General features: G+C 73.3%; 18 protein-coding genes. 8 read left to right on the top strand and 10 right to left on the bottom strand.

Annotated elements, in window-relative coordinates; translation table 11 throughout:
* Positions 1-280 precede the first annotated feature (280 nt).
* Entirely contained in the window at positions 281-1,222 is a 942-nt protein-coding gene (locus AC07A6_RS28720) for a carbohydrate kinase family protein (RefSeq protein WP_478779074.1), read from the bottom strand.
* A complete protein-coding gene (locus tag AC07A6_RS28715) occupies positions 1,219-2,151 on the bottom strand; it encodes a pseudouridine-5'-phosphate glycosidase (RefSeq protein WP_362459384.1) in 933 nt (310 codons plus the stop codon). The genes AC07A6_RS28720 and AC07A6_RS28715 overlap by 4 nt, the downstream gene beginning before the upstream one ends.
* An 82-nt stretch (positions 2,152-2,233) precedes the next feature.
* Between AC07A6_RS28715 and AC07A6_RS28710 the strand changes: the two genes are divergently transcribed.
* Both AC07A6_RS28710 and AC07A6_RS28705 read left to right on the top strand, forming a co-directional pair.
* Positions 2,234-3,019 (top strand): class I SAM-dependent methyltransferase, encoded by a 786-nt coding sequence (locus AC07A6_RS28710; RefSeq protein ID WP_478779073.1) that lies wholly within the window; start codon positions 2,234-2,236, stop codon positions 3,017-3,019.
* 73 nt (positions 3,020-3,092) lie between these two features.
* Positions 3,093-3,467 carry a cupin domain-containing protein gene (locus tag AC07A6_RS28705; RefSeq protein ID WP_362459390.1) on the top strand — a complete coding sequence of 125 codons (375 nt, stop codon included), beginning with the start codon at positions 3,093-3,095 and terminating at the stop codon, positions 3,465-3,467.
* On the opposite strand, the gene AC07A6_RS28700 is transcribed toward AC07A6_RS28705, so the two are convergent.
* From AC07A6_RS28700 to AC07A6_RS28690, 3 genes are all read right to left on the bottom strand, one after another.
* Entirely contained in the window at positions 3,457-4,704 is a 1,248-nt protein-coding gene (locus AC07A6_RS28700; protein WP_478779089.1) for an MFS transporter, read from the bottom strand. The two genes, AC07A6_RS28705 and AC07A6_RS28700, sit on opposite strands and share 11 nt — an antisense overlap.
* A 247-nt stretch (positions 4,705-4,951) precedes the next feature.
* Positions 4,952-5,515, bottom strand: coding sequence for a methylated-DNA--[protein]-cysteine S-methyltransferase (locus AC07A6_RS28695; RefSeq protein WP_362459393.1), 564 nt, complete (start codon positions 5,513-5,515; stop codon positions 4,952-4,954).
* Positions 5,516-5,581: 66 nt separating this feature from the next.
* A complete protein-coding gene (locus AC07A6_RS28690) occupies positions 5,582-6,484 on the bottom strand; it encodes a glycerophosphodiester phosphodiesterase (protein WP_362459396.1) in 903 nt (300 codons plus the stop codon).
* Positions 6,485-6,731: 247 nt separating this feature from the next.
* Here AC07A6_RS28690 and uvrB point away from each other — a divergent pair, with 247 nt between their 5' ends.
* The 4 genes from uvrB to AC07A6_RS28670 all read left to right on the top strand — a co-directional run bounded on the left by uvrB (position 6,732) and on the right by AC07A6_RS28670 (position 12,811).
* A complete protein-coding gene (gene uvrB, locus AC07A6_RS28685; RefSeq protein ID WP_362459400.1) occupies positions 6,732-8,879 on the top strand; it encodes an excinuclease ABC subunit UvrB in 2,148 nt (715 codons plus the stop codon).
* Between the two features lie 84 nt (positions 8,880-8,963).
* Entirely contained in the window at positions 8,964-9,542 is a 579-nt protein-coding gene (locus tag AC07A6_RS28680; RefSeq protein ID WP_362459403.1) for a TerD family protein, read from the top strand.
* 45 nt (positions 9,543-9,587) lie between these two features.
* Positions 9,588-11,564, top strand: coding sequence for a TerD family protein (locus AC07A6_RS28675; RefSeq protein ID WP_478779072.1), 1,977 nt, complete (start codon positions 9,588-9,590; stop codon positions 11,562-11,564).
* Positions 11,565-11,824: 260 nt separating this feature from the next.
* Complete coding sequence (locus tag AC07A6_RS28670) at positions 11,825-12,811, top strand: TerC/Alx family metal homeostasis membrane protein (RefSeq protein WP_362459408.1); 987 nt, start codon at positions 11,825-11,827, stop codon at positions 12,809-12,811.
* 72 nt (positions 12,812-12,883) lie between these two features.
* Here AC07A6_RS28670 and AC07A6_RS28665 read toward each other — a convergent pair whose 3' ends face one another.
* From AC07A6_RS28665 to AC07A6_RS28655, 3 genes are all read right to left on the bottom strand, one after another.
* Positions 12,884-14,167 carry an MFS transporter gene (locus tag AC07A6_RS28665; protein ID WP_386274358.1) on the bottom strand — a complete coding sequence of 428 codons (1,284 nt, stop codon included), beginning with the start codon at positions 14,165-14,167 and terminating at the stop codon, positions 12,884-12,886.
* Between the two features lie 195 nt (positions 14,168-14,362).
* Entirely contained in the window at positions 14,363-15,019 is a 657-nt protein-coding gene (locus AC07A6_RS28660; RefSeq protein ID WP_478779071.1) for an MBL fold metallo-hydrolase, read from the bottom strand.
* 9 nt (positions 15,020-15,028) lie between these two features.
* Entirely contained in the window at positions 15,029-15,724 is a 696-nt protein-coding gene (locus AC07A6_RS28655) for a maleylpyruvate isomerase family mycothiol-dependent enzyme (RefSeq protein WP_362459418.1), read from the bottom strand.
* A 185-nt stretch (positions 15,725-15,909) separates the two neighbouring features.
* Between AC07A6_RS28655 and uvrA the strand changes: the two genes are divergently transcribed.
* A complete protein-coding gene (uvrA, locus tag AC07A6_RS28650; RefSeq protein ID WP_478779070.1) occupies positions 15,910-18,861 on the top strand; it encodes an excinuclease ABC subunit UvrA in 2,952 nt (983 codons plus the stop codon).
* A gap of 230 nt (positions 18,862-19,091) precedes the next feature.
* Here the strand turns inward: uvrA and AC07A6_RS28645 are convergent, their stop codons facing one another.
* Positions 19,092-19,784, bottom strand: a complete 693-nt coding sequence (locus AC07A6_RS28645) for an NAD(P)-dependent oxidoreductase (protein WP_478779069.1) — start codon at positions 19,782-19,784, stop codon at positions 19,092-19,094.
* Between the two features lie 24 nt (positions 19,785-19,808).
* On the opposite strand from AC07A6_RS28645, the gene AC07A6_RS28640 reads away from it, so the two are divergent.
* Complete coding sequence (locus tag AC07A6_RS28640) at positions 19,809-20,414, top strand: TetR/AcrR family transcriptional regulator (RefSeq protein ID WP_478779068.1); 606 nt, start codon at positions 19,809-19,811, stop codon at positions 20,412-20,414.
* A 9-nt stretch (positions 20,415-20,423) separates the two neighbouring features.
* Here AC07A6_RS28640 and AC07A6_RS28635 read toward each other — a convergent pair whose 3' ends face one another.
* Complete coding sequence (locus AC07A6_RS28635) at positions 20,424-21,299, bottom strand: carbohydrate kinase family protein (protein WP_386274078.1); 876 nt, start codon at positions 21,297-21,299, stop codon at positions 20,424-20,426.
* Between the last annotated feature and the right edge of the window lie 18 nt (positions 21,300-21,317).

The following is a 21,317-nucleotide window of genomic DNA, read 5'->3' as shown; positions in this document are numbered from 1 at the left end:
ACCCCCGCGCCTCAAACGCCGGCGAGGCTGGATGTATCCAGCCCGCGCGGCGTTTGAGCGCACCGGGCGCGCAGCGCCCGGTCTCTCAGCCCCGCCTGGGGGCACCTCCCAGCGGTAGCTGGGGGAGTTTGAGGCGCGGGTCCGGGCAGCGCCCGGGGAACGGTGGAAGGGCGGGTAGGGGACCGGCTCCGCGCAGCGGCCCACCCACCCGCAGACGACGCACCGGCACCGGCCACGGGAACCGGCCCCGCCCCGGGTCCGACGGCCGGAGGCCGGCGCGTCAAGAAGGGGGGCGGCCGCCCAGGTGGGTGACCGCGGTGGCGGCCGCGCGGCAGCCGGCGCGGGCGGACTCGGCGGGGGTCGCCCCCGCGAGGCGGGCCGCCAGGAAGCCGCCCGCGAAGGCGTCCCCGGCACCCGTGGTGTCCACCGCCTCGGCCGGCTCCGCCTCGACCTCGGCGGTGATCCGGCCGCCCTCGGCGACGATCGCGCCGCCCGAGCCCCGGGTGACCACCACCACCGGCACCCGCCGGCTCAGCTCCTCCGCCGCCCGGGCCGGTTCCCGTACCCCCGCCAGCAGCCGGGCCTCGTCCTCGTTCGGCAGGAGTACCCCGGCCCCCGCCACGGCGGCCAGGAAGCGCTCGGGGCCCAGCTCGGCCAGGAACCCCGCCGAGGCCGGGTCGACACTCACGGGCACCCCGCGGGTCCGGGCGGCCCGCAGCGCGACCAGGGCCAGCTCCCGGCTGCACTCCGAGAAGAACAGGTAGCCCGACAGGTGCAGGTGCCCGGCACCGTCCAGCAGCGCGGGCACCCAGTCGGCGGGGCACAGCCGCAGCGAGGCCCCGCTGTCGGTCAGGAAGGTCCGCTCCGCGTCCTCGCCGACCAGCGCCACCACCGTCCCGGTCGGCTCCGCCGGATCCACCACCAGCCGGGGCCGTACCCCCGCGTCGACCAGCGCCCGCTCGTGCCAGCGGGCCGACTCCGAACCCACCCGCGCGAGCAGGCGTACCTCCGCCGCGCCCGTACGGGCCGCCCAGCAGGCGGCGTTGGCCCCGGCCCCGCCGGGGAGGGTGCGGATGCGGGCGGCGGTGTCGGTGGCCGGGGCCAGGGGCTCGCGGTGCACCGCCACCACGTCCGTCACCACGTCGCCGACCACCAGCAGCGCACCCGGCAGCGCACCCGGCAATGCCCCCGACCCGGCCTCCGCCGCCGGCGCCGCCGTCATGCGCGGGCCGCCCAGGCCCGTGCGATCCGGGCGCCGAGCCGCACGTTGCCGCGTACCGCCGCCAGGTTCGCCTCCAGCGAGGCGCCGCCCGTCGCGCGCACCAGGAACCCCAGCAGGAACGGCGTCACCGCCTGCCCGGTGATGCCCCGCTCCCGGCACTCGGCGAGCGCCTCGGCCAGGACCCGGTCGTGCAGCGCCGGATCCAGCTGCTCCGCCTCCGCCACCGGGTTGGCGACCAGCAGCGCCGACTCCGGCCCGCCGACGGCGTCCTGAGCGGCCATCACCGCCGCCACCTCCTCCGGCTCCTCCACCGTCCAGTCGACCGGCTCTCCCGAGTCGGCCAGGTAGAAGCCGGGGAAGCGTTTCGTCCGGTAGCCGACGACGCCGACCCCGAGCGTCTCCAGGCGCTGGAGCGTGGCCGGCACGTCCAGGATCGACTTCACCCCCGCGCACACGACCGTGATCCGGGTCCTGGCGAGCAGTGACAGGTCCGCCGACTCGTCCTGCGAGAGCGTCCACTCCCGGTGTACGCCGCCCAGCCCGCCCGTCGCGAACACCCGCAGCCCCGCCCGCGCGGCCAGGAAGGCAGTCGCCGACACCGTCGTCGCCCCGGTCGCCCCGGCCGCCAGGGCGGGCGCGAGGTCCCGGTGGCCCAGCTTGCGCACCCCCTCGCCGGCGGCGATCCGCTCCAGCGCGGCCTTGTCGAGGCCCGCCCTGGGCACCCCGTCCAGCACGGCGACGGTCGCCGGAACCGCGCCCTCCGCCCGGACCAGTTCCTCCAGTTCCAGCCCCACCTCCAGATTGCGGGGGCGCGGCAGGCCGTGCGCGATGATCGTCGACTCCAGGGCGACGACGGGCCGGCGAGCGGCGAGCGCCTCGCGCACCTCTTCCGACAGGACCGGGATCTCGGATGCTCTGTGCTGTGGCATGTCCCCATCCCTGGCACGGGATTCACGCCCCCAAACACGCCCCTCACGCTCCGGCGCGAACCTGTCCGAGTAGCGTGCCCGGATGGACACCCGGACCTTCTACGACGAACTCGCCCCGCGCTACGACCTCATGTACGCGGACTGGGACGCGAGCATCGCCCGCCAGGGCCGTGCCCTGGACGCCCTGCTCAAGGCCTCGCTCGGCCCGGGGCCGCACACCGTGCTCGACAGCGCCTGCGGCATCGGGACCCAGGCGCTGGGCCTGGCGGGCCTGGGCCACCGGGTCACCGGCACCGACCTCAGCCCCCTCGCCGCCGCCCGCGCGGCGCGCGAGGCGGCCGCCCGCGGTCTGACGCTGCCGGTCGCCGCCGCCGACATGCGCGCGCTGCCCTTCCCCGACGCCTCCTTCGACGCCGTGGTGTGCGCCGACAACGCGCTTCCGCACCTGCTGACCGCCGAGGACGTGGCCGCCGCACTGGCCGAAAGCCGCCGGGTGCTGCGCCCCGGCGGGCTGCTGCTGCTCTCCACCCGCCCGTACGGAGAGCTGCGCCGGACCCGTCCCGAGAGCCAGGCCCCGTACGTGCGGACCGGACCGGAGGGGCGGACCGTCACCTTCCAGCTGTGGCACTGGCACGCCGACGGCGAGCGCTACGACGTGGAGCTCTTCCAGCTGCTGCCGTCCGGCGCGAGCTGGAGCACGCGGACGTCGACCGCCACGTACTGGGCGCTGCCCGAGGAGGAGACGTCCGGGTACGTGCGGCGGGCGGGCTTCGGCGAGCCGGTCTGGCATCCCGCCGAGGACACCGGCTTCCACCAGCCCGTCCTCGGCGCGCGCCGGCCGGTGGTGCGGACGCGCTCGACGGAATGACGTGCCGGACGCGCCCGCGCTGGACGCTCTGGTGACCCCGCGGGCGGGGGCGGCGGCCCTAGGCTGACGCACCATGAGCACCAGTGACCACAGCGCCCCCGCCTCCTTCGCCGTCTCCGTCGCGGACGTCCCCGACACCGAGCTGGAGGCCGAGGAGCTCGACCCCGCGCAGATCGTCTCCGGCACGCCGGCCGTGACCGGCAAGGTGCTGTGGGAGTCGGCGGACGGTTCGCAGATCCGGGGGATCTGGCAGATCACCCCCGGTGTGGTCACCGACACCGAGGCCGACGAGCTGTTCGTGGTGGTCAGCGGCCGCGCCACCATCGAGGTCGAGGGCGGCGCGACGTTCGAGGTGGGTCCGGGCTCGGCCTGCGTGCTGCGCGAGGGCGACCGGACCACCTGGACGGTCCACGAGACGCTGCGCAAGGCCTACCACATCAACTGCTGAGGCCCCCCGGCTTCGCCGGCTGCGGGTGGCGCCGGGCGGTGAACAGGGCGAGGGCCGCCATGGGCAGGAGGAGCGCGGCGCCGATCGCGTTGAGCCAGCCGTAGCCGGCCTGGGACATGACCAGTCCGGCGGCGGCTCCGCCGACACCGGCGGCGGTGTTCATCGTCAGGTCGCTCAGGCCCTGTACGGCGGCCCGTGCGGCCTGGGGCACCGAGTCGGTCAGCAGCGCCGAGCCGGAGACCATGCCGGCGGACCAGCCGAGCCCGAGCAGGAAGAGGCCGGCCGCGCTCTGGGCGTGGTTCCCGTGGGCCGTGCCGGCGAGCAGGGCGGCGAGGGAGAGCAGCCCGGCCGCGAGCCCGATCACGGACAGCCGGCCGAGGCGGTCGGCGAGCCAGCCCATGACGGGGGAGAAGGCGAACATGCCCGCGATGTGGCCGCTGATCACCAGGCCGACGAGGCGCAGCCCGGCACCGTGGTGGCCGAGGTCCATCGGGGTCATCACCATGATCGAGACCATGGCGGTGTGGGACACGGCGACGGTCAGCAGCGCGAGCCTGGCCCGCGGCGAGGCCTTGACGGCGGCCACGCCGGCGCGCAGCGAGCGGGCCTGACGGGACTGTTCGCCGGCCCCGGCCAGGGCCCGGGCGGTCAGCAGCGGGTCGGGCCGCAGGAAGACGGCGAGCAGCGTGCCGGTGAGGACGAAGACGGCGCCGGCCCATACGAAGGGGCCCGCCGTCTGGGGTATGGAGGTGCCGGCGAAGCTGTCGCTGGCGGGGGCGGAGAGGTTCGGACCGAGCACCGCGCCCAGGGTGGACGACCAGACGACGAGCGAGATCGCGCGGGCCCGCCGGTCGGGCGCGGCCAGGTCGGCGGCGGCGAAGCGGGCCTGGAGGTTGGCGGAGGAGGCGGCGCCGAAGGCGGCCATGCCGAGCATCAGCAGCGGGAAGCTCTTCACCGAGGCGGCCAGGACCACCAGGGCCGCGCCGAGCGTGCCGATGGCGTACGCCACCACGAGCCCCGGGCGGCGTCCGCGGGCGGTCATCAGGGCGGCGAGCGGCAGCGAGACCAGGGCGGTGCCGATCACCGCCGCGGTGGAGGCGAAGCCGGACAGGGCCTCGGTGCCGCTGATCTCGGTGGCCAGCACGGGGGCCAGGGCGATGCTGATCGGCACGCCCAGGCCGCCCAGGATCTGGCTGGCCATGAGCACCGCGGACGTCCGGCGCTGGAGCCGGGGCAGGTCGGCGGCGTCGACCGGTACGGCCGCGCCGGTGCCGCCGGCGTCGGTGCCGGGGGCTGCGTCGGGGGAGGTGCTCACGCCGGACACCCCCGGCGCGGGGGTGCGGCGGGACCGGACGGGACGGGGCCTGGAGCGGAGGGAGTGGTCACGGCGGCAGTTTCCCACCGTCGGCCGCGCGGGGGAACCGGGTATCGCGGCCCGGGGCCGGCCGGCCACCCGCCGTCACCGCCCCGACGGAATCCGCAGGTCAGAAGAGTGGCTGCGGGAGCACGCCCTCCAGCGCGAGCAGGATCCGCTTGGTCTCCACCCCGCCGCCGAAGCCCCCGATCCCGCCGTCGTTCTCCACCACGCGGTGGCAGGCGACCACCACGGGCAGCGGGTTCGAGCCCATGGCGTTGCCCACGGCCTGGGCCGCGCCCGGCTGCCCGACGCGGGCGGCCAGCTCCCCGTACCCGACGACCGACCCGTACGGGACCGAGCGGTCGAGCTCCAGCAGCACCTGCTTGTTGAAGCCGGAGCTGAGCCGCCAGTCCAGCGGCAGCTCGAAGCGCCGCAGCGAACCGGCGAAGTACGCCTCCAGCTGGCGTATCGGCTCGGCCAGCAGCACCTCCTCGCCCGGGTCCGGCCGCCACGCGTCCGCGCCGAGCCGGGAGACCAGCGAGCCGATCATCCGGGCGGCCCGGTCCGGGCGCGCGTGGAACTCGACCCGGACCAGACCCTCGGGGGTCGCGGCCAGGAGCAGGGGGCCGATGTCACTGGGGACGACGGTCCATTCGAGGTGCGGCCCGCGGGGCCGCTCGGTGCTGTCCACGGCTCCACGGTACGGCCCGCCACCGACAGCGCGGACGGCTTCCGGACCCCAGGGGGCGTTCCCGCGTCAGAAGCCGATCACGGCGTTCTGCACCACGTCGGGCGCGTTCGTGATGATCCCGTCCACGCCCATGTCCCGGACCTTGCGGGCGGTGGCGGCGTCGTCCACGATCCAGGTGTCCACCTCCATGGGCTTGCCGTGGGCCCCCGTCAGGCCGTGCACCGCCGTCACCCAGTCCGCCGTGATCGTCGTGTGCCACGGGTTGATCCGGTCCGTGAACTCCGCGTAGCGGGGCAGGTCGGCCACGGCCGGGGTGCCCAGGAAGGCCGTCACCAGGTCGGGGCGCAGGCCGTGCACGATCCGCACGGAGTCGGCGCTGAAGCTCTGCACGACCAGGCGGCGCGCGACGTGGTCCTCGTCGAGCCAGCCCAGCCGGCCCAGGAGGTCCAGCGTCTCCCCCTCGATCCCGGGGTAGAGCTCCGGTTTCTTGATCTCCAGCAGCAGCTTCTGCCGGTTCTCCTGGACCCGCTCCATGTACGCGCGCAGCGTCGGCACCCGGGCGCCCGCGAAGCGCGGCGCGAACCAGCTGCCCGCGTCCAGCCGTCCGATCTCCGCCGCCGTGAAGTCCTTGACCCGCCAGGGCGCCCGGCCGGGGAAGACCTGCTCGACGTCGGTGGTGCGGGCGAGGGTGTCGTCGTGGACCACCACCAGCTCGCCGTCCCTGGTCCGCTGGACGTCGTTCTCGACCCAGTCGAAGCCCAGCCGCCCGGCCAGGTCGATCGCTTCGAGGGTGTTCTCCGGGGCGTACGCGGAAGCCCCCCGGTGGGCGTACACGACGGGGCCCAGGACCCCGCCCGCGGCGTCGGGGGAGCCGGGGCCGGTGGCGGCCGGGGAGGCCGTCCCGCCCAGCAGCGTGAGGGCGAAACCCAGGATCGCGGCGGCTGCCGCGGTGGCGGGTCGGACGTACATGTGGTCTCTCCTCGGGTCGTGAGCCCTGGTCCTGCGTCAGACGGGTGCGGAGCGGGAGCCGTTGCGGCGGTGCACTTCACGGCGGAGCGTTCACGGCGATCATCGGCGCGAAGATCACCGGGACGCCACCGAACTACGACAAACAGACCGGAAAGGAGGAGATCCGCTCCGCCCGCCGGGCCTGTCGCAGGGCCCCGCGGCCCCGCGGAAGGGCGTGAGTGTCAGTGCGGGGTCGTACGGTGGACTCATGCGGCCCGTATCGAAGATCGAACGCACGGTGGCACCCTTTGAGGTCGTCAGCCCGTACCAGCCCAGCGGTGACCAGCCGGCGGCCATCGCCGAGCTGGAGAAGCGCATCCGCGCAGGTGAGAAGGACGTCGTACTGCTCGGTGCGACCGGCACGGGCAAGTCCGCCACCACGGCGTGGATGATCGAGAAGCTCCAGCGCCCCACGCTGGTGATGGCGCCGAACAAGACGCTGGCCGCCCAGCTGGCCAACGAGTTCCGCGAGCTCCTGCCGAACAACGCCGTCGAGTACTTCGTCTCGTACTACGACTACTACCAGCCCGAGGCCTACGTACCGCAGTCGGACACCTACATCGAGAAGGACTCCTCGATCAACGAGGAGGTGGAGCGGCTGCGCCACTCCGCCACCAACTCGCTGCTCACCCGCCGCGACGTGATCGTCGTCGCCTCCGTGTCCTGCATCTACGGCCTCGGCACCCCGCAGGAGTACGTGGACCGGATGGTCCCCCTCAAGGTGGGCGAGGAGATCGACCGGGACCAGCTCCTGCGCCGCTTCGTTGACATCCAGTACACCCGCAACGACCTGGCCTTCACGCGCGGCACCTTCCGGGTGCGCGGCGACACCATCGAGATCTTCCCGGTCTACGAGGAACTGGCCGTCCGCATCGAGATGTTCGGCGACGAGATCGAGGCCCTGTCCACCCTGCACCCGCTGACCGGCGAGGTCATCAGCGAGGACCGCGAGCTCTACGTCTTCCCCGCCAGCCACTACGTCGCCGGCCCCGAGCGCATGGAGAAGGCGATCGCCGGCATCGAGGCCGAGCTCGCCGAGCGGCTCGCGGAGCTGGAGAAGCAGGGCAAGATGCTGGAGGCCCAGCGGCTGCGCATGCGCACCACCTACGACCTGGAGATGATGCGCCAGATCGGTTCCTGCTCCGGCATCGAGAACTACTCGCTGCACATGGACGACCGCGAGCGCGGCTCGGCCCCGAACACCCTCATCGACTACTTCCCCGAGGACTTCCTCCTCGTCATCGACGAGTCGCACGTCACCGTGCCGCAGATCGGCGCCATGTACGAGGGCGACGCCTCGCGCAAGCGGACCCTGGTCGACCACGGCTTCCGGCTGCCGTCCGCGCTCGACAACCGGCCGCTGAAGTGGGAGGAGTTCCAGGAGCGCATCGGCCAGACCGTCTACCTGTCGGCGACCCCCGGCAAGTACGAGCTCTCCCGCGGCGACGGGTTCGTCGAGCAGATCATCCGCCCCACCGGCCTCGTCGACCCCGAGGTCGTGGTCAAGCCCACCGAGGGCCAGATCGACGACCTCGTGCACGAGATCCGCGGCCGCGTGGAGAAGGACGAGCGGGTCCTGGTCACCACCCTCACCAAGAAGATGGCCGAGGACCTCACCGACTACTTCCTGGAGCTGGGCATCCAGGTCCGCTACCTGCACAGCGACGTCGACACCCTGCGCCGCATCGAGCTGCTGCGCGAGCTGCGGGCCGGCGAGTACGACGTGCTGGTCGGCATCAACCTGCTGCGCGAGGGCCTCGACCTGCCCGAGGTGTCGCTCGTGGCGATCCTCGACGCCGACAAGGAGGGCTTCCTGCGTTCGGGGACCTCCCTCATCCAGACCATCGGCCGCGCCGCCCGCAACGTCTCCGGCCAGGTCCACATGTACGCGGACAAGATGACGCCGGCGATGGAGAAGGCCATCGAGGAGACCAACCGGCGCCGCGAGAAGCAGATCGCCTACAACACGGCCAACGGGATCGACCCGCAGCCGCTGCGCAAGAAGATCAACGACATCGTCGCCACCATCGCCCGCGAGGAGCTGGACACCGAGGAGCTCCTCGGCACCGGCTACCGGCAGGCCAAGGACGGCAAGGCCGCCAAGGCCCCGGTCCCCGCGCTCGGCGGCAAGGCCGCGGCCCCGGCCAAGGGGAAGGGCGGCAAGGCGGCCAAGGGCGCCGCCGCCGCGCCCACCGACCGGCCCGCCGCCGAACTGGCCGCGCTCATCGAGCAGATGACCGAGCGGATGAGGGGAGCGGCCGCCGAGCTCCAGTTCGAGGTCGCCGCCCGGATCAGGGACGAGGTGGGCGAGCTCAAGAAGGAGCTCCGTCAGATGAGGGAAGCGGGCCTCGCCTGACCCCGGGGCGGTCAGTAGGGTGTGGAAACGCCGCAGGTGCACGCTGCGGGCCTTTAGGGGCGGGCTATGGAGAGGGGAACACGCGTGACGGTCAACATGACCAAGGGTCAGGCCATCAGTCTGCAGAAGCAGGACGGCGGCACGCTGACCGCGGTCCGGATGGGCCTGGGCTGGCAGGCGGCCAAGCGCCGGGGGCTGTTCGGCTCGCGGACGCGGGAGATCGACCTGGACGCGTCGGCGGTGCTCTTCGCCGACACGCAGCCGGTGGACGTGGTGTTCTTCCGGCACCTGCAGAGCGACGACGGCTCGGTCCGCCACACCGGTGACAACCTGGTCGGCGGCGTGGGTCAGGGCGGGGACGACGAGGCCATCCTCGTCGACCTCCAGCGGGTCCCGGTCCACATCGACACGATCGTCTTCACGGTGAACTCGTTCACCGGCCAGACCTTCCAGGAAGTGCAGAACGCCTTCTGCCGCATCGTCGACGAGACCAACGGCCAGGAGCTGGCCCGCTACACCCTCGACGGCGGCGGCCAGTACACCGCGCAGATCATGGCGAAGGTGTCCCGGTCCGGCACCGGCTGGAAGATGACGGCCCTCGGCAACCCGGCCAACGGCCGGACCTTCCAGGACCTGATGCCGGCGATCCTGCCGCACCTGTAAGAGCAGTACCGACAAGAGAAGAAGGCACGGGGGAGGGGCTGCACGATGACGGCCGAACTGGTCCGGGGGCAGAACCACCCCGTGCCCCACGACAGGGTCGAGGTCAGGGTCTCGGCGGGCACGCCCGTGCTCGCCCTGGCGTCCCTGGCCGACGAAGAGGGCCGTCTGGCGGGCCCCGGGGCGCTGGCCCGGCCGGGCGCCCCGGCCCCCGCCTGGCTCCGGCTGCCGCAGGAGGCCGCCGACCGGCACACGCTGGCCGTCGACCTCGAAGCCGTGGCCGCGGAGGTCCACCGGATCGGCCTGCTCCTCGTCCTGCCGCCCGGCGGGCCGCCGGGCTTCGGCTCCGTGCCCGCCCCGCACGCGGCGGTGGCCCCGCCGGACGGGCCCGAGTTCGCCGGCTTCACCCTCACCGGGCTCGGCGCCGAGACCGCCGTCGTGGCCCTGGAGCTCTACCGGCGCCAGGGCGCCTGGAAGGTCCGGGCCGTCGGCCAGGGGTACGCCGAGGGCCTCGGCGCCCTGCTCACCGACGGGGGTCTGCCCGCGCCGCAGGCCGCCGAGCTGGCCGCCGCCGCCCTGCGCGGGCCCGCGGGGGCCGCCGGGGGCGACCGCGCCCTCGCCGCCCTGCCCCCGCAGGCCCAGGGCACCCCGCACCCCGGCCGGCAGGCCAGCCCGGCTCCGGCCTCCGCCCCCGAACCGCCCGGCCCGGTCCCGGTCTCCGGCGTCCCCTACCCGGGCACGCCCGGCCCCGCCCCCTCCGCCCCGGGGGACACCGCGGCGACGCAGGGCCCGCCCACCATCGACTACGCCCACCCGCGCCGTCGGCGCACCAGCGCCGAAGCCCCCGAGCCCGCACCCCGGCCCGCTCCCGCCGCCGACCCCGGCCGGCCCCCGGCCCCGGTCGCCGGGGACGCCAGCGGCTGGTCCATGGACGAGCGGCTCTACAACCAGGTCTGGGGCATGTTCGAGGACCTGGCCCGCACCGTCGCCGCCTACCGCAGCGCCGTCGACTTCGCCGACTCGCGGCAGGACCGCGAACTGGACGAGGCCCTGTCCGACCCGCGCCACCGCATCGGCGGCGCCGGGGACGCCGCCCGCGAGACCGCCCGGGCCCGCCGGGACGACCTGGTCGCGCAGGCCCGGGCCGTCCTCGACCGGGACCTCGCCCAGCTGGTCGCCGAGTCCGAAGTGGTCGAACCCGCGCTGCCGGCCGCGTACGCCCGCTGGGACAACCCGGTCTGGCACGGCGGCGGCGTGCCCGAGGAGGCCCCGCTCGCGCTGCGCCTGGGCAACCTGAGCCTGCCCGAGATGCCGGGCCTGCGGATCCCGATGCTGATGCGGGTCCCGCTGGAGCGCGGCCTGTGGATCGACAACGGCCGCACCGGCTCCGAGGCCGCCATGGCCATGGACACCGACCGGCTGCGCCGCGCCGCCATGGACATGGCCGTCGCGCACGCCGTGCGGCTGCTCGCGGTGCACCCCGCCGACCGCATCTCCGTCCACGTCATCGACGCCGCAGGGGCGGGCGCCGCCTCCCTGGCCCCGCTGGTGCGGGCCGGGGTGCTGGCGGCACCGCCCGCCGCCGGCGCCGAGGGGGTCGGCCGGACCCTGGCGCAGCTCACGCGGCGCGTGGACCTCGTACAGATGGCGCTGCGGGCCGGTGCCCCCGAGGAGCTGCCCGCGGACGTGGACCGGGCGGAGCAGCTGCTGATCGTGCACGACTTCCCGCACGGCTTCGACGACCGGGCGGTCACCCAGCTGCGCTACCTGGCCGACGAGGGGCCGTCGGTCGGGGTGCACCTGCTGATGGTCGCGGACCGGGAGGAGGCCTCCGCGTACGGGCCGCTGCTGGACCCGCTGTGGCGCTCGCTGATGCGGCTGTCCCCGGTGCCGGACGGCCACCTTGCCGACCCCTGGGTCCAGCACGCCTGGACCTTCGAGCCGGACCTGCCCCCGCAGGGGAGCACGGTGCTCGAACGGGCTCTGGAGCGGGTGCGGGAGGCGCGGCGCACGACCCGCCCATGAGCGGACCATGACCGGTGGGTGACCTCTTCTTGGGGAGCCCTTTACCTTTTACCTCTTTCGCGGGTACCCTGGGACCCGCGGAGGGGAGTATTCCTGCTATTTCCTGCGCGGCGTGCCCGTCAATACGGACCACTGTGGTGATCTGACGCAGTGAGTCCCGGGGCGCCGGCCCGCGGCCTGACGGCCGCCGGGTGGAAGAGACCTCCGGCAGCGATGACGCTGACCATGTGCTGAGCCATCTGCCGGAGGCGTGAATTACCGTGGACGTTTCGTTGACCTTGTGGGTGCTGACCGTTGCCGGTCTGTGCATCCTCATCGGCGCCGATTTCCTCATCGGCCGCAAACCGCACGACGTTTCGATCAAGGAAGCGGGCATCTGGACCGTCGTCTGGATCGTGCTCGCCGCCCTCTTCGGCCTCGGCCTGCTGTTCTTCGGCAACGCCCAGGCCTCCCAGGAGTTCTTCGCCGGCTTCATCACCGAGAAGTCCCTGAGCGTGGACAACCTCTTCGTCTTCGTCCTGATCATGGCGAAGTTCTCCGTACCCTCCCACCTCCAGCAGCGCGTCCTGCTGGTGGGCGTACTGATCGCCCTCGTCCTGCGCGCGATCTTCATCGCGGCCGGTGCCGCGATCATCACCACCTTCTCGTGGGTCTTCTACATCTTCGGCGCCTTCCTGATCTACACCGCCTGGAAGCTGATCCAGGAAGCCCGCAAGGACGAGGAGGAAGAGGACTTCGAGGAGAACCGCCTCCTGAAGTCGATCGAGAAGAAGTTCGGCGTCGCCGACCGCTACCACGGCACCAAGCTCTTCATCCGGAGCAACGGCAAGCGCGTCCTGACCCCGCTGATGGTCGTGATGCTCGCCATCGGCACCACCGACGTGCTCTTCGCCCTGGACTCGATCCCCGCGATCTTCGGCCTCACCCAGGACCCGTACATCGTCTTCACCGCGAACGCCTTCGCCCTCATGGGCCTGCGCCAGCTGTACTTCCTGATCGGCGGCCTGCTCAAGAAGCTGGTCCACCTCAGCTACGGCCTGTCGGTGATCCTCGGCTTCATCGGCGTCAAGCTGGTGCTGCACGCCCTGCACGAGTCCGGGGTGCACGTCCCGCAGATCTCCATCCCGGTCTCCCTGGGCGTCATCTGCGGCGTCCTGGTCATCACCACCATCACCAGCCTGATCGCCTCGAAGAAGCAGGCCGAGGCCGAGGCCGCCGCCGCGGAGCCGAAGAGCGTCGACGCCTGACCGGCCGCCCGTACGGGAAGGGCCCGGGAGCAGCCGCTCCCGGGCCCTTCGCCGTTCTCGCGGCACCCCGCCTCACGCCACCGCGGGCTCGCTGCTCGCCGCCCGGGCCAGGGCCGGCCGGGTGTCCGGGAGCAGGGCGAAACAGCCCAGGCTGACCAGCGAGACCCCCGTCAGGTACACCGCCACGCCCCACGGCGGGCCCGCGCCGTCCGCCAGGGCCGTCGCCACGACCGGGGTCAGCGCCCCGCCCAGCACGCCGCCCAGGTTGTAGCCGACGGCCGCACCCGTGCACCGCAGCCGCGGGGCGTACAGCTCGGGCAGGTAGGCGCCGACCACGGCGAACATCAGCACCATCGCGAGCAGCGCGCCGACGCAGCCCACCGTCATCAGCAGCGGGTCCGCGGTGTCCAGCAGGGCGACGAACGGGAACATCCACAGCGCGCAGGCCGCACTGCCGGCCAGGCAGAGGGGCCGCCGGCCCCAGCGGTCGCCGAGCACCGCCAGGACGGGGGTGACCAGCCCCTTGAGCAGGACCGCCGCCATGACGATGGCCAGCATCACGGTCCGGTCTACGCCGAGCCGGCCGGTGGCGTACGCGAGGGACCAGGTGGTGACCGTGTAGAAGACGGCATACCCGACCGACATCGCCCCGCCGGTCAGCAGGAGCAGCCGCCAGTGGCCGCGCACCACCTCGGCGAGCGGGGCGTCGGCCTGCCGGCCTGCCTCGGCGAGGCCGCGGAACTCCGGGGTCTCCTCGACCGACCGGCGCAGCCACAGCCCGGCCAGCGCCAGCAGCCCGGCCGCCCAGAACGGCACCCGCCAGCCCCAGGAGGCGAACTGGGCCTCGCTCAGCGCCCCGGACAGCCCCAATGTCAGGCCGTTGGCCAGCAGGAATCCGGCCGCTGGGCCCATCTGGGGGAAGCTCGACCACAGCCCGCGCCGCCGTTCGGGGGCGTGCTCGGCGGTCAGCAGTACGGCCCCGCCCCATTCGCCGCCGAGGCCCAGCCCCTGGAGGAAGCGCAGCAGGAGCAGCAGGACCGGCGCGGCGATGCCGATGGAGGCGAAGGAGGGCACGCATCCGACGGCCACCGTGGCGATGCCGGTCAGGAGCAGCGAGCCGAGCAGTACGGGGCGGCGCCCGTAGCGGTCGCCGATGTGGCCGAAGAGGGCCGAGCCGAGCGGGCGGGCGACGAAGCCGACGCCGAACGTGCCGAAGGCGGCGAGGGTGCCGGCGAGCGGTGAGAAGGAGGGGAAGAAGAGGGGGCCGAGGACCAGGGCGGCGGCCGTGCCGTAGACGAAGAAGTCGTAGAACTCGATGGCGGTGCCGACCAGGGAGGCGGTGGCGAGCCGGAGCATCGAGGGGGAGGCCGGGGAAGTGGCGGGGGGCGGGGAGGGGTGTTGTTGCATGGTGCAGCAACTACCCCAACCCGCGCCCCCAGGACATGCGTTCGGTCAAGGTCGACCGGAAGGAGTGCACGGACCCGCGGTGTTGACCGGAGGCCGCCCCGGGCCGCGGCCGCCGCGAGCCGCGCCCGCGACCAGCGGCGCTCGCTACCAGCCGCGCTCGCGCCACTCCGCGAGGTGCGGGCGCTCGGTGCCGAGCGTGGTGTCGTTCCCGTGGCCGGGGTAGACCCAGGTCTCGTCCGGCAGCTGCTCGAAGAGCTTGTGCTGGACGTCGTCGATGAGACTGGCGAAGTTCTTCGCGTCGCCCCACGTGTTGCCCACGCCGCCCGGGAACAGGCAGTCGCCGGTGAACACGTGCGGGTGGCCGTGCGGGTCGTCGTAGACCAGCGCGATCGAGCCGGGGGTGTGCCCGACCAGGTGGCGGGCGGTCAGGGTGACCCGTCCGACGGTGATCGTGTCGCCGTCCTGGACCAGGACGTCCGTGGGGACGGGGATGCCCTCGGCGTCGTACTCGCCCGCGTAGGTGCGCGCGCCGGTGGCGTCGACGACCTCCTGGAGCGCACTCCAGTGGTCGCCGTGCTGGTGGGTGGTGACGACGGACGCGATGCCGTCGTCGCCGATCAGGTGCAGCAGGGTGCTCGCCTCGGCTGCCGCGTCGATCAGCAGCTGCTCGCCGGTGGCCCGGCAGCGCAGCAGGTACGCGTTGTTGTTCATGGAACCGACCGCGACCTTGGAAATCATCAGGTCCGCGAGTTCGTGCACGTCGGCCGGACCGCCGACCTTGACCGCTCCGCTGTACGTCATGTCGGAATCCTAGAGCGCGGGGAGTTCGGGCACGGCGTCCCCGGCCTCGATGGCGAGGTGGGCGCCCTTGGAGCCGCGGCCGGCCAGCCAGCCGAGCAGGTCCTCCCGCGAGCCGCTGAGGGTCACCGGGGTGCCCTCGGTGCCGCCCGTGCGCGCGACGAAGGTGCCGTCCGAGAACTGGAGGGTGACCGGCGGGACGTCGGGGCGGCCGGACCAGCGGTCGGCGAGGAAGGCGATCTCGCGGTCGGCGAATTCCGTCGGGAGGTCGGAGAGCTCGTAGCCCACGTTCAGGTCGACGTGGTGGAGCTCGACCTCCACGAGGCGCCGGAAGGGCACGTTGGCAGCCAGGTCGGTGACGCCGTTGCGCAGCTCGACGGTGCGCTGCCAGTCCTGGGCGGGCTCGGTGGTGGCGAGGAAGCGGGCCCCGGAATCACGGAGGTCCGTCAGGTGTTCTTCCAGGGGCCGCCCGGCGTCCCGCTCGATGTCCGCGTCGCGGGCGGCGGCGCTCTCGTACATGGGGCGGCCCTCCAGGACGTTCACGAGGGCGTCGGCGTTGCGTGCCAGGTGGGCCAGGATGTGGCCGCGGGTCCAGCCCGGGAGGTGTGACTCCTCGGAGAGGGAGGCGTTGTCCAGTTTCGCGACCGCGGTCAGCAGCCGGTCCGTGGCTTCACGTACAGAGGCCAGGTCGTGCACATGATCAGTCATGGTTCCGAGCCTAGTGCTCGCGGGGGCCCGCCACACGATCGGGTGAAGCGGTCTCGGGAGTGCCGTAAATCGAATGTGCGTGCTATACGCTCGGAAGCCAGACTCCATCCCATCGCAGAGGCGCCCCCCATACCCTGGACAGTCGGGGCCCGTGCCCCCGCTCACTCAAGAAAGGTGCGACCGGCGTGACCGACCGTCTCATCGTTCGTGGCGCTCGCGAGCACAACCTGAAGAACGTCTCGCTCGACCTGCCCCGCGACTCGCTCATCGTCTTCACCGGCCTCTCCGGCTCGGGCAAGTCCTCCCTGGCCTTCGACACGATCTTCGCCGAGGGGCAGCGCCGCTACGTCGAGTCGCTGTCCTCCTACGCCCGGCAGTTCCTGGGGCAGATGGACAAGCCCGACGTGGACTTCATCGAGGGCCTCTCCCCGGCCGTCTCGATCGACCAGAAGTCGACCTCGCGCAACCCCCGCTCCACCGTCGGCACGATCACCGAGGTCTACGACTACCTCCGCCTGCTCTTCGCCCGCATCGGCAAGCCGCACTGTCCCGAGTGCCGCCGCCCGATCTCCCGGCAGTCGCCGCAGGCGATCGTCGACAAGGTCCTGGCGCTCCCCGAGGGCAGCCGCTTCCAGGTGCTGTCCCCGCTGGTCCGCGAGCGCAAGGGCGAGTTCGTCGACCTCTTCGCCGACCTCCAGACCAAGGGCTACAGCCGGGCGCGGGTGGACGGGGAGACCATCCAGCTCTCCGAACCGCCCGTGCTGAAGAAGCAGGAGAAGCACACCATCGAGGTGGTCGTCGACCGCCTCACCGTCAAGGACAGCGCCAAGCGCCGGCTCACCGACTCCGTCGAGACCGCGCTCGGCCTCTCCGGCGGCATGGTGATCCTGGACTTCGTCGACCTCGCCGAGGACGACCCCGAGCGCGAGCGGATGTACTCCGAGCACCTCTACTGCCCCTACGACGACCTCTCCTTCGAGGAGCTGGAGCCGCGCTCCTTCTCCTTCAACTCGCCCTTCGGCGCCTGCCCCGAGTGCACCGGCATCGGCACCCGCATGGAGGTCGACCCGGAGCTGATCGTCCCGGACGAGGACAAGTCCCTGGACGAGGGCGCGGTCTCGCCGTGGGCGCTCGGCCACACCAAGGACTACTTCCAGCGGCTGATCGGCGCCCTCGCCGGTGAGCTGGGCTTCCGGACCGACATCCCGTGGGCCGGGCTGCCGCAGCGGGCGAAGAAGGCCCTGCTCCACGGCCACAAGACCCAGATCGAGGTCCGCTACCGCAACCGGTACGGGCGCGAGCGGGCGTACACGACGGCCTTCGAGGGCGCCGTGCCGTTCGTCAAGCGCCGGCACGCAGAGTCCGAGAGCGACGCCAGCCGCGAGCGCTTCGAGGGCTACATGCGCGAGGTGCCCTGTCCGACCTGTGAGGGCACCCGGCTCAAGCCGATCGTGCTCGCGGTGACGGTGATGGAGCGCTCCATCGCCGAGGTCGCCGCGATGTCGATCAGCGAGTGCGCCGACTTCCTGGGGCAGCTGAAGCTCGACGCCCGCGACAAGAAGATCGCCGAGCGGGTCCTCAAGGAGGTCAACGAACGCCTCCGCTTCCTCGTGGACGTGGGCCTGGACTACCTCTCCCTGAACCGCGCCGCGGGCACCCTCTCGGGCGGCGAGGCCCAGCGCATCCGGCTGGCCACGCAGATCGGCTCCGGCCTGGTCGGCGTGCTGTACGTACTGGACGAGCCGTCCATCGGCCTGCACCAGCGCGACAACCACCGGCTGATCGAGACGCTGGTGCGGCTGCGGGACATGGGCAACACGCTCATCGTCGTCGAGCACGACGAGGACACCATCAAGGTGGCCGACTGGGTCGTGGACATCGGCCCCGGCGCCGGCGAGCACGGCGGCAAGGTCGTGCACAGCGGCTCCCTGAAGGAGCTGCTGGAGAACGGCGAGTCGATGACCGGCCAGTACCTGTCGGGCAAGAAGTCGATCCCCGTCCCGGACGTACGCCGCCCGGTGAACGGCGAGCGCAGGCTGACGGTGCACGGCGCCAAGGAGAACAACCTGCGGGACATCGACGTGTCCTTCCCGCTGGGCGTGCTCACGGCGGTCACCGGAGTCTCCGGCTCCGGCAAGTCGACGCTGGTCAACGACATCCTCTACACGCACCTGGCGCGCGAGCTGAACGGCGCCCGGTCGGTGCCGGGCCGCCACACGCGGGTGGACGGCGACGACCTCGTCGACAAGGTCGTGCACGTCGACCAGTCGCCGATCGGCCGGACCCCGCGGTCCAACCCGGCGACGTACACGGGCGTCTTCGACCACGTGCGCAAGCTCTTCGCGGAGACGATGGAGGCGAAGGTCCGCGGCTACCTGCCGGGCCGCTTCTCCTTCAACGTCAAGGGCGGCCGGTGCGAGAACTGCTCCGGCGACGGCACCATCAAGATCGAGATGAACTTCTTGCCGGACGTGTACGTCCCGTGCGAGGTCTGCCACGGCGACCGGTACAACCGGGAGACGCTGGAGGTGCACTACAAGGGCAAGTCCATCGCGGAAGTCCTGAACATGCCGATCGAGGAGGCGCTGGACTTCTTCGAGGCCGTGCCGACCATCGCCCGGCACCTGCGCACGCTGAACGAGGTCGGGCTCGGCTACGTCCGCCTCGGCCAGTCCGCGCCGACCCTGTCCGGTGGCGAGGCGCAGCGCGTGAAGCTGGCGTCGGAGCTGCAGAAGCGGTCGACGGGCCGGACGGTGTACGTACTGGACGAGCCGACGACGGGTCTGCACTTCGAGGACATCTCGAAGCTGATCAAGGTGCTGTCCGGGCTGGTGGACAAGGGGAACTCGGTGATCGTCATCGAGCACAACCTCGACGTCATCAAGACCGCGGACTGGGTCGTCGACATGGGCCCCGAGGGCGGCTACGGCGGCGGCCTGGTGGTGGCCGAGGGCACGCCCGAGCAGGTCGCGTCGGTGGGCGCGAGCCACACGGGCAAGTTCCTGCGGGACATCCTGGGGGCGGAGCGGATCTCCGACGCGGGGGCGCCTCCGGCTGCGGTTCCCGCGAGGAAGCGGGCGGCGGCCAAGAAGGCGGCCCCGGCGAAGAAGGCTGCGCCCCGCACCCGCAAGGCGTAGCGCTCCCGCTCAGGGGCGGGGGGCACCGCTGCGCGGGCCACTCCCCGCCCCGCCCTTCGCCCGTTCCCCGGGGGCTCCGCCCCCAGACCCCCGCGCCTCAAACGCCGGCGGGGCTATGTATAGCCCGTCCGGCGTTTGAGGACCGGGGTCAGGGGCGGAGCCCCTGGGAACGGTGGAAGGGCGGGGAGGGGCCGGCCCCGCGCAGCGGCACTCCCGGCCGCGGACACCCCCTAGGCGGCGACGCCAAGGGCATGGCCCGCCACCGCCGGATCGCTCAGGGCACTGAGCAGCGCGTCCGCGACATCCCCGCGGGCGATCACCTTCCCGCCCGGCACATTGGCGTCCAGCGCCCGCCGGTAGGCCCCCGTGCGCGGCCGGTTGAGCAGCCGCGGCGGGCGGACCACCGTCCACTCGGTCCGGCTCGCGCCGATCGCCGCCTCCATGACCGCCAGGTCGGCGTACAGGTCCCGCAGCAGCCTCCGCAGCAGCGGGTAGACCACCACCCTCGTCAGCACCCCGTCCTCCGGCAGCTCCGGCGCCAGCGGTGCCGCGCTGACCGCGGACAGCCGGCTCACCCCGGCCCGGTCCATCGCGGAGACGATCGCCCGCAGCGCCGGTCCGGCGATCGGGGTCAGCCGGGCCTGCTTGTTGTTCGCGGGGCCGAGCGCCGAGACCACCGCCTGCCGCCCCGCGAGGACCGGCAGCAGCGCCTCCTCGTCCGTCAGGTCCGCCACCACCGCCACCCGCAGCCGGTCGTGCGCGGGCACGTCCAGCCGGGAGGGGTCGCGGACGACGGCCGTCACCTCGTGGCCCGCGTCCAGCGCCTGCCGGACCACCTCGCGGCCGACGCCGCCCGTCGCTCCGAACACCGTGATCTTCATCGTGGGACCCCCGTCCAGGATGGTGGGTGAGTGCTCACTCACCCCTCTGTCCACTAGGGTGAGTGAATGCCCACCCCTACGTCAAGCCGTCCCACGCCCGAGCGCCTGCTGGACGCCGCCGAGAGCCTCATGCGCACCGTCGGCCTCGCCAACGCCACCACCAAGGCGATCGCCCGCGAGGCGGGCTGCTCGGAGGCGGCGCTCTACAAGCACTTCGCCAACAAGGAAGAGCTGTTCGTGCGCGTGCTGCTGGAGCGCACCCCGAACGCCGGCCCGCTGATGGCGGCCCTCGCCGCCGACCCCGACGAGGGCGGGGGAGAGCCCGCGCTCACCGCCATCGCCCGGCACGCCTCGCTCTTCTACGCCGAGGCCATGCCGATGGCCGCCTCGCTCTTCGCCGAACCCGCCCTGCTCAGCCGCCACCGCGAGGGGGTCCGGGAGATCGGCGCAGGCCCGCACGTGGTGCTGGACGCCCTGGAGGGGCGGCTGCGCCGCGAGCTCGCCGCCGGCCGGCTCCGCGAGGACGCCGACCCCCGGGCCGCCGCCGCGCTGCTGCTCGGCGCCTGCTTCCAGCGGGCCTTCTTCCTGCACTTCTCCGGCGCCGACGTGGTCCAGCCGGTCGAGGAGTTCGCCCCGGCCCTCGCCCGGACCCTGTGGGCGGCCATCGGCTGAGCCGCCGGGCTACAGCTCCGCCGCGTAAGGGGGCTCGGCGCCCGCCCGGGTGCAGGTCAGCGCGGCCGCGCGGGCCGCATAGGCCAGGACGTCCGGCCAGTCGGCGGCGCCGGCGTCCGGGGCCCCGGCGAGCCGGTGCAGCAGCGCCGCGTTGACGGTGTCGCCCGCGCCGATGGTGTCCGCCACGGTGACGGGGAGGGCCGCCGCGCTGTGCTCCGCACCGTCCGCGGTCCACACCGTCAGACCCGCCGCGCCCCGGGTGAGCACCACCGCCGACGGGCCGGCCGCCAGCCAGTCGCCGACCCGGCCGCCCAGCCAGGCCGCGTCCTCCTCCGAGAGCTTGAGCACCGACACGTACGGCAGCCACCCCCGGAACCGCTCCCGGTACGCCTCCGGGTCCGCGATCAGCGCCGGGCGGACGTTGGGGTCCAGCAGGGTCAGCAGCCCGCGCCGCGACTCCCGGCGCAGCAGCGCCTCGTACGCGGACGCGCCCGGCTCCAGCACCAGCGAACAGGTCCCGAGCGCGAGGGCCCGTACCCCCGCGGGCAGCGCGGGCGGCAGGGCGAACAGCCGGTCGGCGGTCCCCTCGACGTAGAAGCCGTACACGGCCGAGCCGTCCGGGCCCAGCGAGGGCACGGCCAGCGTGGTCGGCTCGGGCCCGCGCTGCACCAGCGAGAGGTCCACCCCGGCGGCCCGCAGCCCCGCCAGCAGGCTCTCCCCGAAGCCGTCCGCCGACACCCGGGAGCAGAAGGCGACCTCCGCCCCGAGCCGGCCCAGCGCCAGGGCGGTGTTGTAGGGCCCGCCGCCGGGCCGGGGCAGCAGGGCGCCCGCCGGCCGCTCGACGGGCACGAGGTCGATCAGGGCTTCTCCGCCGACGACGATCACGCGGGGGAAGGTATCCCA

The organism is Streptomyces sp. NPDC044002 (assembly GCF_056434525.1).
Note: the sequence above shows the minus strand (reverse complement) of the source record. Positions and strands in the feature narration are given on the sequence as shown.